The 15163-nt window shown below is 62.8% G+C and carries 14 protein-coding genes; 13 read left to right on the top strand and 1 reads right to left on the bottom strand.

The window, feature by feature from the left end; translation table 11 throughout:
* Positions 1-91 precede the first annotated feature (91 nt).
* Positions 92-562: a Cys-tRNA(Pro) deacylase gene (gene ybaK, locus DK261_RS05080; protein ID WP_041984396.1), complete on the bottom strand. Its 471-nt coding sequence runs from the start codon at positions 560-562 to the stop codon at positions 92-94.
* A 381-nt stretch (positions 563-943) separates the two neighbouring features.
* Between ybaK and DK261_RS05075 the strand changes: the two genes are divergently transcribed.
* The 13 genes from DK261_RS05075 to DK261_RS05015 all read left to right on the top strand — a co-directional run bounded on the left by DK261_RS05075 (position 944) and on the right by DK261_RS05015 (position 15140).
* Positions 944-1795: an MIP/aquaporin family protein gene (locus DK261_RS05075; protein WP_009050561.1), complete on the top strand. Its 852-nt coding sequence runs from the start codon at positions 944-946 to the stop codon at positions 1793-1795.
* Positions 1796-1873: 78 nt separating this feature from the next.
* A complete protein-coding gene (glpK, locus tag DK261_RS05070) occupies positions 1874-3379 on the top strand; it encodes a glycerol kinase GlpK (protein ID WP_110175352.1) in 1506 nt (501 codons plus the stop codon).
* Between the two features lie 95 nt (positions 3380-3474).
* Positions 3475-4230 (top strand): DeoR/GlpR family transcriptional regulator, encoded by a 756-nt coding sequence (locus DK261_RS05065; RefSeq protein ID WP_009050563.1) that lies wholly within the window; start codon positions 3475-3477, stop codon positions 4228-4230.
* A 411-nt stretch (positions 4231-4641) separates the two neighbouring features.
* A complete protein-coding gene (gene glpD, locus DK261_RS05060) occupies positions 4642-6180 on the top strand; it encodes a glycerol-3-phosphate dehydrogenase (RefSeq protein ID WP_016703438.1) in 1539 nt (512 codons plus the stop codon).
* A gap of 438 nt (positions 6181-6618) precedes the next feature.
* Positions 6619-7533 (top strand): glutamate/aspartate ABC transporter substrate-binding protein, encoded by a 915-nt coding sequence (locus DK261_RS05055; protein WP_009050565.1) that lies wholly within the window; start codon positions 6619-6621, stop codon positions 7531-7533.
* 189 nt (positions 7534-7722) lie between these two features.
* Positions 7723-8469 (top strand): amino acid ABC transporter permease, encoded by a 747-nt coding sequence (locus DK261_RS05050; protein WP_009050566.1) that lies wholly within the window; start codon positions 7723-7725, stop codon positions 8467-8469.
* Positions 8469-9140, top strand: a complete 672-nt coding sequence (locus tag DK261_RS05045; RefSeq protein WP_009050567.1) for an amino acid ABC transporter permease — start codon at positions 8469-8471, stop codon at positions 9138-9140. The genes DK261_RS05050 and DK261_RS05045 overlap by 1 nt, the downstream gene beginning before the upstream one ends.
* Positions 9137-9871: an amino acid ABC transporter ATP-binding protein gene (locus DK261_RS05040; RefSeq protein ID WP_007927141.1), complete on the top strand. Its 735-nt coding sequence runs from the start codon at positions 9137-9139 to the stop codon at positions 9869-9871. The genes DK261_RS05045 and DK261_RS05040 overlap by 4 nt, the downstream gene beginning before the upstream one ends.
* A gap of 177 nt (positions 9872-10048) precedes the next feature.
* The gene (locus tag DK261_RS05035; RefSeq protein WP_009050569.1) at positions 10049-11950 is read left to right on the top strand and encodes a sensor histidine kinase; all 1902 of its coding nucleotides are present in this window, start codon (positions 10049-10051) and stop codon (positions 11948-11950) included.
* Positions 11947-13272 carry a sigma-54 dependent transcriptional regulator gene (locus tag DK261_RS05030; RefSeq protein WP_009050570.1) on the top strand — a complete coding sequence of 442 codons (1326 nt, stop codon included), beginning with the start codon at positions 11947-11949 and terminating at the stop codon, positions 13270-13272. Before DK261_RS05035 ends, DK261_RS05030 begins: the two co-directional genes overlap by 4 nt.
* Positions 13273-13302: 30 nt before the next feature.
* Entirely contained in the window at positions 13303-13632 is a 330-nt protein-coding gene (locus DK261_RS05025; RefSeq protein ID WP_162096444.1) for a GlpM family protein, read from the top strand.
* A 216-nt stretch (positions 13633-13848) separates the two neighbouring features.
* The gene (locus DK261_RS05020; protein WP_009050571.1) at positions 13849-14769 is read left to right on the top strand and encodes a hypothetical protein; all 921 of its coding nucleotides are present in this window, start codon (positions 13849-13851) and stop codon (positions 14767-14769) included.
* Complete coding sequence (locus tag DK261_RS05015) at positions 14766-15140, top strand: EamA family transporter (RefSeq protein ID WP_009050572.1); 375 nt, start codon at positions 14766-14768, stop codon at positions 15138-15140. The genes DK261_RS05020 and DK261_RS05015 overlap by 4 nt, the downstream gene beginning before the upstream one ends.
* Positions 15141-15163 lie beyond the last annotated feature (23 nt).

Raw genomic sequence — 15163 nt, 5'->3', positions numbered from 1 at the left:
CCGCAGGAGCCGGTTCGCCGACTCCTGTGTCGTTATGCCCCTCAACGCTTCCCTTCCCGACCAACACTGAAACCTCAGGCTGCACGCCGAGTCAGTCGCGACCGATATCGGCGAATGTCGCCTGGGTGTGCTCGGCCAGCACGGCGGCCGCGAGTTCGACCTCAAGCCCGCGCCGGCCGGCGCTGACGAAGATGCTGGCAAAGGGTTGTGCACTGTTGTCGATAAAGGTGCGCAGGCGCTTTTTCTGCCCCAGCGGGCTGATCCCGCCCAGCAGGTAACCGGTGGCGCGCTGCGCGGCAGCCGGGTCGGCCATCTCGGTTTTTTTCACCCCGGCGGCGTGTGCCAGGGCCTTGAGATCGAGGCTTCCGACGACCGGCACCACGGCCACCAGCAATTCGCCCTTTTCACTACTGGCCAACAGCGTCTTGAACACCTGCGCCGGATCGAGGCTGAGCTTTTCCGCCGCCTCCAGACCATAGGAGGCCGCCTTCGGGTCGTGTTCATAACTGTGCACCCGATGTTCGGCGCGAACTTTTTTCAGCAGATCCAGTGCAGGGGTCATGGCAACTCCATAGGCAGGGAAAAGAACAGAAACAGTGCCGGCGATTCTAGGATATCCGCCAGCAAAAGGCTCTATTCCAAGGCCCATCCCCTAACCCAGGCAACCGCCGGCACCAGGCTGGCCGCGCCTTTTGCACAAAACCCGCGCGCTTCCCGCAAGATCATTCACACAACTGATAGTTATAAAATGACCAATGGTTCACTTTCGACCTTTGACAGTAATGTTTCTTGTCTATATTTTTTCGTTTGCGAATATCATGTTGTAGATCCAGCAGCCGTAACCAGCAGTAAGCCGCGCCCAGGATGGGGATCCTGCCGACGGTGAAAATCGCGCTCAGCGCTTCACGCCAGCGCCAGACAACAACAAAAACCGAGGTTTTCCATGACAACTGCGTTACAACAACCGTCGCTCTCCGGCCAGTGCATGGCCGAATTCCTGGGTACAGCCTTGTTGATCTTCTTCGGCACCGGTTGCGTCGCCGCGCTCAAGGTCGCGGGTGCCAGCTTTGGCCTGTGGGAAATCAGCATCATCTGGGGGATCGGCGTGAGCATGGCGATCTACCTCACCGCCGGCGTTTCCGGCGCGCACCTCAACCCCGCGGTCAGCATCGCCCTGTGCATCTTTGCCGACTTCGAAAAGCGCAAACTGCCGTTCTACATCTTCTCCCAGATCGCCGGCGCCTTCTGCGCGGCGCTGCTGGTCTACACGCTGTACAGCAACCTGTTCTTCGATTACGAACAAGCCCACCAGATGGTTCGCGGCTCCCAGGCCAGCCTCGAGCTGGCGTCGGTATTCTCCACCTATCCCAACCCGGCGCTGTCCACCGCCCAGGCGTTCCTGGTCGAAGTGGTGATTACCGCGATCCTGATGGGCGTGATCATGTCCCTGACCGACGACAACAACGGCTTGCCGCGTGGCCCGATGGCGCCGCTGCTGATCGGCCTGCTGATTGCCGTGATCGGCAGCGCCATGGGTCCGCTGACCGGTTTCGCGATGAACCCGGCGCGGGATTTTGGCCCTAAACTGATGACATTCTTCATGGGTTGGGGCGAGGTTTCCTTCACCGGCGGCCGCGATATTCCGTACTTCCTGGTACCGATCTTCGCGCCGATTATCGGTGCCTGCCTCGGCGCCGTGGCTTACCGCGGGTTGATTGCCCGTCACCTGCCAACCGTCGCCCCTGCTCCAACGGATGCCGAAAAAGCCATTGACGGCAAAGTAAGAACTTCTTGAAACCGGTGGCGCAAGGTCCTGCCCAACCCCGACCTGCGCCTCTTGCCCACTTCCTTATTTTTGTCCAAGGCAATCGACATGACCGACATTCAGAATAAGAACTACATCATTGCCCTCGATCAGGGTACGACCAGCTCCCGCGCGATCATTTTCGATCGCGACGCCAACGTCGTGTGCACCGCCCAACGCGAATTCGTCCAGCATTACCCGCAAGCCGGCTGGGTCGAACACGACCCGATGGAAATCTTCGCCACCCAGAGCGCAGTGATGGTCGAGGCCCTGGCGCAAGCCGGCCTGCACCATGACCAGGTAGCCGCCATCGGCATCACCAACCAGCGCGAAACCACCGTGGTCTGGGACAAGACCACCGGCCGGCCGATCTACAACGCCATCGTCTGGCAGTGCCGTCGCAGTACCGAGATCTGCCAGCAGCTCAAGCGTGACGGCCTGGAAGAGTACATCCGCGATACCACCGGCCTGGTCACCGACCCGTATTTCTCCGGCACCAAGCTGAAGTGGATCCTCGACAACGTCGAAGGCAGCCGCGAACGCGCGCGCAACGGTGAACTGCTGTTCGGCACCGTCGACAGTTGGCTGATCTGGAAATTCACCGGCGGCAAGACCCACGTCACCGACTACACCAACGCCTCGCGCACCATGCTCTTCAACATCCACACCCTGGAGTGGGATGCGAAGATGCTGGAAGTGCTGGATATCCCGCGGGAAATGCTGCCGGAAGTGAAGTCGTCCTCGGAAATCTACGGCCGTACCAAAAGCGGCATCGCCATCGGCGGGATCGCCGGCGACCAGCAGGCCGCGCTGTTCGGCCAGATGTGCGTCGAGCCGGGCCAGGCGAAGAACACCTATGGCACTGGCTGCTTCCTGCTGATGAATACCGGCGACAAGGCGGTCAAGTCCAAGCACGGCATGCTCACCACCATCGCCTGCGGCCCCCGCGGCGAAGTGGCTTACGCCCTGGAAGGCGCGGTGTTCAACGGCGGCTCCACCGTGCAGTGGCTGCGCGACGAGCTGAAGATCATCAACGATGCCCACGACACCGAATACTTCGCCAGCAAGGTCAAGGACAGCAACGGCGTGTACCTGGTCCCGGCCTTCACCGGCCTGGGTGCTCCGTACTGGGACCCCTACGCCCGTGGCGCGCTGTTCGGCCTGACCCGCGGCGTGCGTGTGGACCACATCATCCGCGCCGCGCTGGAGTCGATCGCCTACCAGACCCGCGACGTCCTCGACGCCATGCAGCAGGACTCCGGCGAACGCCTCAAGGCCCTGCGCGTGGATGGTGGCGCAGTGGCCAACAACTTCCTCATGCAGTTCCAGGCCGACATCCTCGGCACCCAGGTCGAGCGCCCGCAAATGCGCGAAACCACGGCCCTGGGCGCGGCCTACCTGGCTGGCCTGGCCTGCGGTTTCTGGAGCAGCCTGGAAGAGTTGCGCGGCAAGGCGGTGATCGAACGCGAGTTCGAACCACAGCTGGCCGAAACCGAGAAGGAAAAGCTCTACGCCGGCTGGAAAAAAGCCGTCAGCCGTACCCGCGACTGGGAACCGCACGAAGGCGCTGAATAAGCCAAGTCGCGGATTCGTATCGGGTTGTAACTGGTCGGGAGCGGATTCCTGCGGCATCATGGGCAAATTTTGCACGGCAGCCCAAAGGAAGCCCCATGAATCTGCCTCCCCGTCAGCAGCAAATCCTCGAGCTGGTCCGCGAACGCGGCTATGTCAGCATCGAGGAAATGGCCCAGCTGTTCGTCGTTACACCGCAAACCATCCGCCGCGATATCAACCAGTTGGCGGAAGTGAACCTGTTGCGTCGCTACCATGGCGGCGCAGCCTACGACTCCAGTGTCGAAAACACCGCCTACGCCATGCGCGCCGATCAGATGCGCGATGAGAAACAACGCATCGGCGAAGCCATCGCCGCGCAGATCCCCGATCACGCCTCGCTGTTCATCAACATCGGTACCACCACCGAATCCATTGCCCGGGCGCTGCTCAATCACAACCATCTGAAGATCATCACCAACAACCTGCACGTGGCTTCCATGCTCAGCGCCAAGGACGATTTCGACGTGCTGCTGACCGGTGGCAATGTGCGTCGCGATGGCGGCGTGGTCGGCCAGGCCAGCGTCGATTTCATCAACCAGTTCAAGGTCGATTTCGCCCTGGTCGGCATCAGCGGTATCGACGAAGACGGCAGCCTGCTGGACTTCGACTACCAGGAAGTACGGGTGTCCCAGGCGATCATCGCCAATGCCCGCCAGGTGATCCTGGCCGCCGACTCCAGCAAGTTCGGGCGCAATGCCATGATCCGCCTCGGCCCCATCAGCCTGATCGATTGCCTGGTCACCGACCAGCAGCCGGTTCCGGCGCTGACCCAATTGCTGCAGCAACACAAGATTCGCCTGGAAGTCGTCTGACCCCTCTCCCGTAGCCGCTGCCGAGCCCTGGCGAGGCTGCGATCGGGGCGCAGCCCCGTAAAACCAGGCGACGCGATATGTCTGAGCGATGGTGTCGTCCGGTTTGGCGCCCGCTGCGTCGGAGTGCCGCCCAGATCGAGCGCAACCTCGTTGGTGCTCGACCGCGGCTACACCTGCCGGAACCTATTCCCTGTAGCCGCTGCCTCGTCGGGGCTCGGCAGCGACTACATATCGCGCTCCCCGGCCTCACCCGCCTTGCGTCCGACAATGTTCGTAAATTTTCCTTTGCCCGCCTTTCGATGAGTTTTTTCAATCGAAGTCCACTGGCTGTCGACGTGTTTCTGCGCTAGTATTTTCGCAAATGAACATTAATGTTCGATTTCAAATATCAGAAGAACACGAGGCCAGCCGATGCCCACTTCCACCTTGCCCGCGCCCCCTCTCGCCGAGATTTATGACATTGCCGTGATCGGCGGTGGAATCAATGGCGTCGGTATCGCCGCCGATGCCGCCGGGCGTGGCTTGTCCGTGTTCCTTTGCGAAAAAGACGACCTCGCCAGCCATACCTCCTCGGCCAGCAGCAAGCTGATCCACGGCGGCCTGCGCTACCTCGAACATTATGAATTCCGTCTGGTGCGCGAAGCCCTGGCCGAACGCGAAGTGCTGCTGGCCAAGGCCCCGCATATCGTCAAGCCGATGCGTTTCGTCCTGCCGCACCGCCCGCACCTGCGTCCGGCCTGGATGATCCGTGCCGGCCTGTTCCTTTATGACCACCTGGGCAAGCGGGAAAAACTCGCCGGTTCCAAGAGCCTCAAGTTCGGCCCCGACAGCCCGTTGAAAGCCGAGATCACCAAAGGCTTCGAATACTCCGACTGCTGGGTAGACGACGCGCGCCTGGTGGTATTGAACGCCATGGCCGCCCGCGAAAAAGGCGCCCACGTGCACACCCAGACCCGTTGCATCAGCGCCCGCCGCGGCAAGGGCATGTGGCACCTGCACCTGGAGCGCGCCGACGGCAGCCTGTTCTCGATTCAAGCCAAGGCCCTGGTGAACGCCGCCGGCCCATGGGTCGCCAAGTTCATCAAGGACGACCTGAAACTGGATTCGCCGTACGGCATCCGCCTGATCCAGGGCAGCCACCTGATCGTGCCGAAGCTGTACGAAGGCGAACATGCGCACATCCTGCAGAATGAAGACCAGCGCATCGTCTTCACCATTCCGTACCTGAACCATTTCACCCTGATCGGCACCACCGACCGCGAGTACACCGGCGATCCGGCGAAAGTGGCGATTACCGAAGGCGAAACCGACTACATCCTGAAAGTGGTCAACGCCCACTTCAAGAAGCAGCTGAGCCGCCAGGACATCGTGCACACCTACTCCGGCGTGCGCCCGCTGTGCAACGACGAGTCCGACAACCCGTCGGCCGTGACCCGCGACTACACCCTGGCGCTGTCCGGCAATGCCGACGAAGCGCCACTGCTGTCGGTGTTCGGCGGCAAGCTGACCACCTACCGCAAGCTGGCCGAATCGGCCATGGCCCAGCTGACGCCGTTCTTCAAGCACATCAAGCCGAGCTGGACCGCCCACTCGACCCTGCCCGGCGGCGAAGACATGACCACGCCGCAGGCGCTGGCCGAAGCAATTCGCCAGAAGTTCGACTGGGTGCCCAGCGAAATCGCCCGCCGCTGGGCCACCAGCTACGGCAGCCGCACCTGGCGCCTGCTGGAAGGCGTGCACAGCCTGAACGACCTGGGCGAACACCTGGGCGGCGGCCTGTACACCCGTGAAGTCGATTACCTGTGCAGCGAAGAATGGGCGGTCAATGCCCAGGACATCCTCTGGCGCCGCAGCAAGCTGGGCCTGTTCACGACACCGGCCGAGCAGGAAAAACTGCAGCACTACCTGCAGAAGGTCGAGCAGAACCGGGCAAAGATCGAAGCCGCCTGATCGCCCCTTCTATAAAGAAGCCCCCGCGCCGCACGGCCCGGGGGCTTTTTCATGGCCACCGCTTTATGTAGGAGCGAGCTTGCTCGCGATGACTGCGTGACATTCGACATAGGTGTCGACAGTCGGATCGCTATCGCGAGCAAGCTCGCTCCTACAGGGGGTAGGCCCGGCTTTGCTGGACATTCGGTTTTCCGAACGCGACTTTCGGGTCGATTCGGATAACCGGATAAAGACCGCCGACAATATTCGCCATAAATATTTAATAGCCTTTCAAATCAAGGCCTTGATACGGATCAGCTGGCCTGGCACGACTCATGCTCTACACTCTCCGACGAATGCCTGATGCGCCAACACACATCAGGAGCCGTCAAGGCATTCGCTGTATAAGAGAGCCGTCGAACTGGCTTCATAAAAAAAACAAATGTCGAGGAAATATTGATGCGCATCGTTCCCCATCTGTTGGGCGCAGCCATTGCTGCTGCTCTGATTAGCACTCCAGTGGTCGCCGCCGAACTCACCGGCACGCTGAAGAAAATCAAAGACTCCGGCACCATCACCCTCGGACATCGCGACGCTTCCATTCCGTTCTCCTACATCGCGGATGCATCCGGCGTTCCAGTCGGCTACTCCCACGACATCCAGCTGAAAATCGTCGAAGCCCTGAAAAAAGACCTCGACATGCCGGATCTCAAGGTCAAATACAACCTGGTTACCTCGCAGACCCGTATCCCGCTGGTGCAGAACGGCACCGTGGACGTCGAGTGCGGTTCCACCACCAACAACGTCGAGCGCCAGCAGCAGGTCGACTTCTCCGTCGGCATCTTCGAGATCGGCACCCGCCTGCTGTCCAAGAAAGATTCGCCTTACAAGGACTTCCCGGACCTCAAAGGCAAGAACGTCGTGACCACCGCCGGCACCACGTCCGAGCGCATCCTCAAGGCGATGAACGCCGACAAACAGATGGGCATGAACGTGATTTCCGCCAAGGACCACGGCGAGTCCTTCAACATGCTCGAAGGCGGCCGCGCCGTCGCCTTCATGATGGACGACGCGCTGCTGGCCGGTGAAATGGCCAAGGCCCGCAAACCGACCGACTGGGCCGTGACCGGTACCGCGCAATCCTACGAAATCTACGGCTGCATGGTCCGCAAGGGCGACGCACCGTTCAAGAAGGCCGTGGACGACGCCATCATCGCGACCTACAAGTCGGGCGAGATCAACAAGATCTACGACAAATGGTTCCAGTCGCCGATTCCACCAAAAGGCCTGAACCTGATGTTCCCGATGAGCGACGAGCTCAAGGCCCTGATCGCCAACCCGACCGACAAAGCGGCTGACGATAAAAAGTCCTGATTCCTGACTAACCTTGTCTCCTGAAAGGGCCCGGCCCTTTCAGGAGCCTGTCACTACCTGCTGGCTTTTTTTGGAAACACTCGAACCGGTGGTTGTCGAGCCGATCGCGTGTGCCTGGGCGTCATCCAGGCGGGAACGGATTTCCCCAAGCGGGTGCTTGTACATCGATCGATCAGAGGGGAGACCCTAATGAATTACAACTGGGACTGGGGCGTGTTCTTCAAGTCCACCGGCGTGGGCAGCGAGACCTATCTCGACTGGTTCATCGCGGGCCTGGGCTGGACCATCGCCATTGCCGTGGTGGCCTGGATCGTCGCGCTGCTGCTGGGCTCGATCCTGGGCGTCATGCGGACCGTGCCGAACCGCCTGGTGTCGGGCATCGCCACCGTCTACGTGGAGATCTTCCGTAACGTACCGCTGCTGGTTCAGCTGTTCATCTGGTACTTCCTGGTACCGGACCTGCTGCCGCAAAACCTGCAGGACTGGTACAAGCAGGACCTCAACCCGACCACCTCGGCCTACCTGAGCGTCGTCGTGTGCCTGGGCCTGTTCACCGCCGCCCGCGTCTGCGAACAGGTGCGCACCGGCATCCAGGCGCTGCCACGCGGCCAGGAATCCGCGGCCCGCGCCATGGGCTTTTCGCTGCCGCAGATCTACTGGAACGTGCTGCTGCCCCAGGCCTACCGGATCATCATTCCGCCGCTTACCTCGGAATTCCTCAACGTCTTCAAGAACTCCTCCGTGGCCTCGCTGATCGGCCTGATGGAGTTGCTGGCGCAGACCAAGCAGACCGCCGAGTTCTCGGCCAACCTGTTTGAAGCCTTCACCCTGGCCACGCTGATCTACTTCACCCTGAACATGAGCCTGATGCTGCTGATGCGCATGGTCGAGAAGAAAGTCGCAGTGCCCGGCCTGATCTCCGTGGGGGGCAAATAATGGAATTCGATTTCACTGGCGTCGTCCCGGCCATTCCCGGCCTGTGGAACGGCATGCTGATGACCCTCAAGCTGATGGCCCTGGGCGTCGTCGGCGGGATCATCCTCGGCACCATCCTGGCGTTGATGCGCTTGTCCCACAGCAAGCTGCTGTCGAACATCGCCGGCGTCTACGTCAACTACTTCCGCTCCATCCCGCTGCTGCTGGTGATCACCTGGTTCTACCTGGCGGTGCCCTTCGTGCTGCGCTGGATCACCGGCGAAGACACCCCGATCGGTGCGTTCGGCTCGTGCATCGTGGCCTTCATGATGTTCGAAGCGGCGTACTTCTGCGAAATCGTCCGCGCCGGCGTGCAGTCGATTCCCAAGGGCCAGATGGGCGCTGCCCAGGCATTGGGCATGAGCTATGGCCAGATGATGCGCCTGATCATCCTGCCCCAGGCGTTCCGCAAGATGACCCCGCTGCTGCTGCAGCAGAGCATCATCCTGTTCCAGGACACCTCGCTGGTATACACCGTGGGCCTGGTGGACTTCCTCAATGCTTCGCGCTCCAGCGGCGACATCATCGGCCGCTCCAATGAGTTCCTGATCGTTGCCGGTCTGGTGTACTTCACAATCAGCTTTGCCGCCTCGGTGCTGGTCAAGCGTCTGCAAAAAAGGTTTGCCGTATGATCTCTATCAAGAACATCAACAAGTGGTATGGGGACTTCCAGGTGCTGACCGATTGCAGCACCGAGGTCAAGAAAGGCGAAGTGATCGTGGTGTGCGGACCGTCCGGCTCCGGCAAATCCACCCTGATCAAATGCGTCAACGCCCTGGAGCCGTTCCAGAAAGGTGACATCGTGGTCGACGGCACGTCCATCGCCGACCCGAAGACCAACCTGCCGAAACTGCGCTCTCGCGTGGGCATGGTGTTCCAGCACTTCGAGCTGTTCCCGCACCTGACCATCACCGAGAACCTGACCATCGCGCAGATCAAGGTGCTGGGCCGCAGCAAGGAAGAAGCCACCAAGAAAGGTCTGCAACTGTTGGAGCGCGTCGGCTTGTCCGCCCACGCCCACAAGCACCCGGGCCAGTTGTCCGGTGGCCAGCAGCAGCGCGTGGCGATCGCCCGCGCGCTGGCGATGGACCCGATTGTCATGCTGTTCGACGAACCGACTTCCGCGCTCGACCCGGAAATGGTCAACGAAGTGCTGGACGTGATGGTGCAGCTGGCTCACGAAGGCATGACCATGATGTGCGTGACCCACGAAATGGGCTTCGCCCGCAAGGTCGCGGACCGGGTGATCTTCATGGACGCCGGCAAAATCATCGAAGACTGCCCGAAAGAGGAATTCTTCGGCGACATCAACGCCCGCTCCGAGCGTGCGCAGCATTTCCTCGAGAAAATCCTGCAGCACTAAAAACCATGCAATCCCTGTAGCCGCTGCCGCAGGCTGCGATAAGGCCGAAGGCTTTCAGCGATCTCAAGATCGGACGCCCACCTTGTGGGCGATCGCAGCCTTCGGCAGCGGCTACAGCTCGCAATACCACGGGGACGTCACCATGGACGGACAACTGGTACACCCGGGACCACTGTGATGAAATGCGACCCCACTCTCTATCGCGCCGCGCCGCCATCACTCGCCGTGAAACCCCGTCTGATCCGTCACCTGTTCCTGCCGCCCCTGGTCATCCTGCTGATGATCGGCCTGGGCTACGTCGGCTTCTGGGTCAGCGAGCACTACGGCATCCGCAGCCTCAGCGAGAACGGCGAACGCCAGCTGGAACTGCACGCCCGCGCAGTCGAAAGCGAGATCAGCAAATACACCTACCTGCCCAGCCTGCTGGAACTCGAATCCAGCGTTTCGCTGCTGCTCAACGAGCCGACGCCGGAACACCGGCAGACCGTCAACAATTACCTCGAAGGCCTGAACCGGCGCAGCCGCAGCCGGGCCATTTATGTGATGGACACCACCGGCCGCGTGCTGGCCACCAGCAACTGGCGCGACGTCGACAGCTACCTGGGTGAAGACCTGTCGTTCCGGGCCTATTTCCAGAATGCCGTGCGCGGCCAGCCCGGGCGCTTCTACGGCATCGGCAGTACCAACGGCGAACCCGGCTACTACCTGGCCCACGGCCTGGAAGAACAGGGCAAGATCATCGGCGTGGCGGTGGTCAAGGTGCGCCTGGAGGCCCTGGAAGAGCGCTGGCAACGCGCCCGCCTGGAAGGCTTCGTCAGCGACGAGAACGGCATCATCATCCTCTCCAGCGATCCGGCCCGGCGCCTGCGGTCGGTACGCCCGCTGAGCGACGACACCAAGGAGCGTCTGGCGCGCAGCCTGCAATATTACTGGTTCACCCTCAACGAACTGGAGCCGCTTGCCCGCGAGCGCCTGGCCGAAGGCGTGGAGAAGCTGACCTTCCCGGCCAACACCGAGCTGGTGTCCGACGACAAGGAAATCAGCTACCTGTCCCAGACCCGGCCCCTGAGCGATACGCCCTGGAACTTCACCCTGCTGACCCCGCTCAAGGACCTGCGCCGCGAAGCCATCAACCAGGGCATCCTGGTGGCCGTGGCCTTCGCCCTGGTGGCTTTCCTGCTGATCGCCTGGAACGAGCGGCGCAAGGTCATCGCCACCCGCCTCGCCGCCCGCGAAGCCCTGCAGGAAGCCAACAACCAGCTGGAGCGGCGGATCGCCGAACGCACCAGCGACCTGCGCGCCAGCAACGAACGGCTCAAGGGCCAGATCCGCGAGCGCCGCCAGGCCGAGGAAACCCTGCGCCGCGCCCAGGACGAACTGGTCCAGGCCGGCAAGCTCGCCGCCATCGGCCAGATGTCCACCAGCATCGCCCATGAACTGAACCAGCCGCTGGCCGCCCTGCGCACCCTGTCCGGCAATACCGTGCGTTTCCTCGAGCGCGGCGCCCTGGACACCGCCAGCACCAACCTCAAGACCATCAACGAACTGATCGACCGCATGGGCCGCATCACCGCCAGCCTGCGTTCCTTTGCCCGCCGCGGCGAAGACCAGGGCGAAGCCAGCCTCGGCAAGGCCGTGGACGCTGCCCTGCAACTGCTCAACGCACGCCTGGAAAACCTGCCGCTGCAATTGCACCGCGACTTCAGCGAGGTCCAGGTCAAGATCGACCAGACCCGCCTGGAGCAGATCCTGGTCAACCTGATCGGCAACGCCCTGGACGCCATGCAGGCGCAGCCGCGGCCGGAGCTGTGGCTGGAAGGCGAAAGCGTCGAGGGCAAATACCGCCTGCGGGTGCGCGACAATGGCCACGGCATCGACGCCGAGGCGCGCAAGCATCTGTTCGAACCCTTCTTCACCACCAAACCCGGCGAACAGGGCCTGGGCCTCGGCCTGACCCTGTCCGCCAGCCTGGCCGCCGCCACGGGTGGCAACCTGGGCGTCGAGCACCCGGCCGACGGCGGCACCGCCTTCGTCCTCAGCCTGCCCCTGGTCAGCCCTACACAAGCCGAGCCGCTATGAACAACGACCTTACCGTCCTGATCGTCGAAGACGACCCCCATGTCCTGCTCGGCTGCCAGCAGGCCCTGGCCCTGGAAGACATTCCCTGCGTCGGCGTCGGCAGCGCCGAAGAAGCCCTGGAGCGGGTCGGCGACAACTTCGCCGGGATCGTCATCAGCGATATCCGCCTGCCGGGCATCGACGGCCTGGAACTGCTGACCCGCCTCAAGGCCCGCGACCGCAGCCTGCCGGTGGTGCTGATCACCGGTCACGGCGATATCTCCATGGCCGTCGGCGCGATGCAGAAAGGCGCCTATGACTTCATGGAAAAGCCCTTCTCCCCCGAACGCCTGGTGGAGGTCGCCCGGCGCGCCCTGGAGCAGCGCGGGCTGGCCCGGGAAGTGTCGTCGCTGCGCCGCCAGCTGGCCGAGCGCGACTCCCTCGAAGGACGGATCATCGGTCGCTCGCCGGCCATGCAGCACCTGCGGGAACTGATCGCCAACGTCGCCGACACTTCGGCCAACGTGCTGATCGAAGGCGAGACCGGCACCGGCAAGGAACTGGTCGCCCGTTGCCTGCATGATTTCAGCCGCCGCCATACCCACCAGTTCGTCGCCCTCAACTGCGGCGGCCTGCCGGAAAACCTGTTCGAAAGCGAGATTTTCGGCCACGAGGCCAACGCCTTCACCGGCGCCGGCAAGCGGCGCATCGGCAAGATCGAGCACGCCCACGAAGGCACGCTGTTCCTCGACGAAGTGGAAAGCATGCCGATGAACCTGCAGATCAAACTGCTGCGGGTGTTGCAGGAGCGCACCCTGGAGCGCCTCGGTTCGAACCAGAGCGTGGCGGTGGATTGCCGGGTGATCGCGGCGACCAAGTCCGACCTCGACGAGCTGGGGCGCGCGAATCAGTTCCGCAGCGACCTGTATTACCGCCTGAACGTGGTGACCCTGGAGCTGCCGCCGCTGCGCGAACGGCGCGAGGACATCCTGCAGTTGTTCGAGCACTTCCTGCAGCAATCGTCCCTGCGTTTCGACCGCGCCGCGCCGGAGCTGGACAACCAGACCCTGTCGAACCTGATGAGCCACGACTGGCCGGGCAACGTGCGCGAGCTGCGCAACGTCGCCGAACGTTTTGCCCTGGGCCTGCCGGCGTTCAAGAAGTCCAGCGGCAACGCTGCGCAAGGCCTGGGCTTTGCCGAAGCGGTCGAGGCCTTCGAGCGCAACCTGCTCAACGACGCCCTGCAGCGCAGCGGCGGCAACCTGACCCAGGCCAGCCAGGAACTGGGCATGGCCAAGACCACGCTGTTCGACAAGGTCAAGAAATACGGCCTGAGCCACTAACCGACATCTGCGAGAAGTACCGTGGATTTATTGCTGAAAGCCTGCCTGGGCGCCGCCGTGGTGGTGATCCTCGCCGCCCTGGCCAAGACCAGGAACTACTACATCGCCGGCCTGGTGCCGCTGTTCCCGACCTTCGCCCTGATCGCCCACTACATCGTCGGCAAGGGCCGTTCCATCGACGACCTGAAGACCACCATCGTCTTCGGCATGTGGTCGATCATTCCCTACTTCGTGTACCTGGCGACCCTCTACGTAATGGTCGACCGCCTGCGCCTGGAAGCCTCCCTGGCGGTGGCCGCGGTGGCCTGGCTGATGGCCGCCACCGTGCTGGTCAGCGTCTGGGTCCGCGTCCACGCCTGAAGCCTGCGGTGCCCATGCGTTTTTTTCGCGAGCAAGCTCGCTCCTACAGGTGACGCTGGGTCCATGTAGGAGCGAGCTTGCTCGCGATGACGTCCGACCTGCCTCGCCGAGGTGCTGGCCCGTCCCTTGCATTTACCCTGTAAAGCCCGCTCTGCCTGCGTTTGCGACCTGTGACGCCGGCTTTTTCGAGGGGCGCTGCCATGGGTAAATCCTGCTTTGAACATTCTCGATCTCGACCACAGCCTGACCGCCCAGGAGCCTGTCCAGCGCCGGCTGCGCAGCGGCCAGGCACGACGCCTGGACCTGCTGGACCTGGGCCCGAAACTGCGGCTCTGGTCCACCGAACGCACCTACCGCCACTTCACCGAGCGCCTGCGGCAAAGGCCCGCGCACAGTGGGCCGCAGCCGGAAATCTTCTTTGTCGGCTCCGGTGACTACCACCACCTGACCCCGGCCTTCCTGGCCGACCTGCAACAGCCGGTCAGCCTGATCCACTTCGACAACCACCCCGACTGGGTGCGCTTCGCGCCGCGCCGGCACTGCGGTTCCTGGGTCAACCGGGCCCTGCAGCTGCCGCATATCCAGCGCATCGTCACCCTCGGGCCGTGCAGCGACGACCTGCACAACCCGCAGCTGCGCGGCGGCAACCTCAAGGCGCTGCGACGCGGCAAGTTGCAGCTGTTTCCCTGGCAGCACGCGCCCTCCAAGGTCTGGGGCCGGGTCGGCGACGGCGCCGGGCACCAGCAGCAGGAAAACCACCTGCACTGGCGCAACCTGGCCGGGCTCGACTGGCCTGCCTTCCTCGAGCAGATGATCGACAGCCTGCCGACCCAGGCGATCTGGATCACCATCGACAAGGACGTACTGGCCAGCGCCGACGCCGCGACCAACTGGGACCAGGGCGGCATGCGCCTGAGCCACCTGCTGCAAGCCCTGCGCAGCCTGGCGGCGCGCAAGCGCATCCTCGGTATCGACGTCTGTGGCGAGTTCGCCGCGCCGGCCTTCAGCAACGCCTTCAAGCGCTGGGAAGCGCGCTCCGACCAGCCGCCGGCCGAACGCTGGAGCGAGGCCGACCTGCTGCGCAATGCGACCACCAACGAAGCCCTGATGGCGCTGTTCGAGGAGCTGTTCCCGTGACCCTGACCGTTATCTTGCTGGTGGCTTTTTCCATCGTCCTCGACGTGATCGGCCAGCTCTGTTTCAAGCTCGGCCTGGACCGCCTGCCGGAGCTGGAAGGCGGTTTTCGCCTGAACGCCTTCTGGGGCCAGGTGTTCAACGCACCACTGTTGTGGTGCGGCATCGGCGCCTATGTGATCGAGTTTTTCGTCTGGCTCGAAGCCTTGTCCCGGGCGCCGCTGAGCCTGCTGTTCCCGGCCGCGGCCCTGGCCTATTGCGGCGTGGTCCTGGCCGGCAAGCTGATCCTCGGTGAGAACGTCAGCCGCCGGCGCTGGCTGGGCACCCTGGTCATCACCCTCGGCGTGATGCTGGTGTGCGTCGCCAGCACCTGAGCCCCCTTCAACGCTTCACAAGG

Origin of the sequence: Pseudomonas sp. RW409, assembly GCF_003184125.1 — a bacterium.
In the GTDB taxonomy this organism is placed as follows: Bacteria; Pseudomonadota; Gammaproteobacteria; order Pseudomonadales; family Pseudomonadaceae; genus Aquipseudomonas; species Aquipseudomonas chlororaphis_I.
Note: the sequence above shows the minus strand (reverse complement) of the source record. Positions and strands in the feature narration are given on the sequence as shown.

Excerpts from the sequence above, each read along its gene's own strand:
- DK261_RS05045 (WP_009050567.1), top strand. The coding sequence starts at position 8,469 with ATGGAATTCGATTTCACTGGCGTCGTCCCGGCCATTCCCGGCCTGTGG.
- ybaK (WP_041984396.1), bottom strand. The coding sequence starts at position 562 with ATGACCCCTGCACTGGATCTGCTGAAAAAAGTTCGCGCCGAACATCGG.
- DK261_RS05055 (WP_009050565.1), top strand. The coding sequence starts at position 6,619 with ATGCGCATCGTTCCCCATCTGTTGGGCGCAGCCATTGCTGCTGCTCTG.
- DK261_RS05075 (WP_009050561.1), top strand. The coding sequence starts at position 944 with ATGACAACTGCGTTACAACAACCGTCGCTCTCCGGCCAGTGCATGGCC.
- DK261_RS05050 (WP_009050566.1), top strand. The coding sequence starts at position 7,723 with ATGAATTACAACTGGGACTGGGGCGTGTTCTTCAAGTCCACCGGCGTG.
- glpK (WP_110175352.1), top strand. The coding sequence starts at position 1,874 with ATGACCGACATTCAGAATAAGAACTACATCATTGCCCTCGATCAGGGT.
- DK261_RS05035 (WP_009050569.1), top strand. The coding sequence starts at position 10,049 with ATGAAATGCGACCCCACTCTCTATCGCGCCGCGCCGCCATCACTCGCC.
- glpD (WP_016703438.1), top strand. The coding sequence starts at position 4,642 with ATGCCCACTTCCACCTTGCCCGCGCCCCCTCTCGCCGAGATTTATGAC.
- DK261_RS05065 (WP_009050563.1), top strand. The coding sequence starts at position 3,475 with ATGAATCTGCCTCCCCGTCAGCAGCAAATCCTCGAGCTGGTCCGCGAA.
- DK261_RS05040 (WP_007927141.1), top strand. The coding sequence starts at position 9,137 with ATGATCTCTATCAAGAACATCAACAAGTGGTATGGGGACTTCCAGGTG.
- DK261_RS05030 (WP_009050570.1), top strand. The coding sequence starts at position 11,947 with ATGAACAACGACCTTACCGTCCTGATCGTCGAAGACGACCCCCATGTC.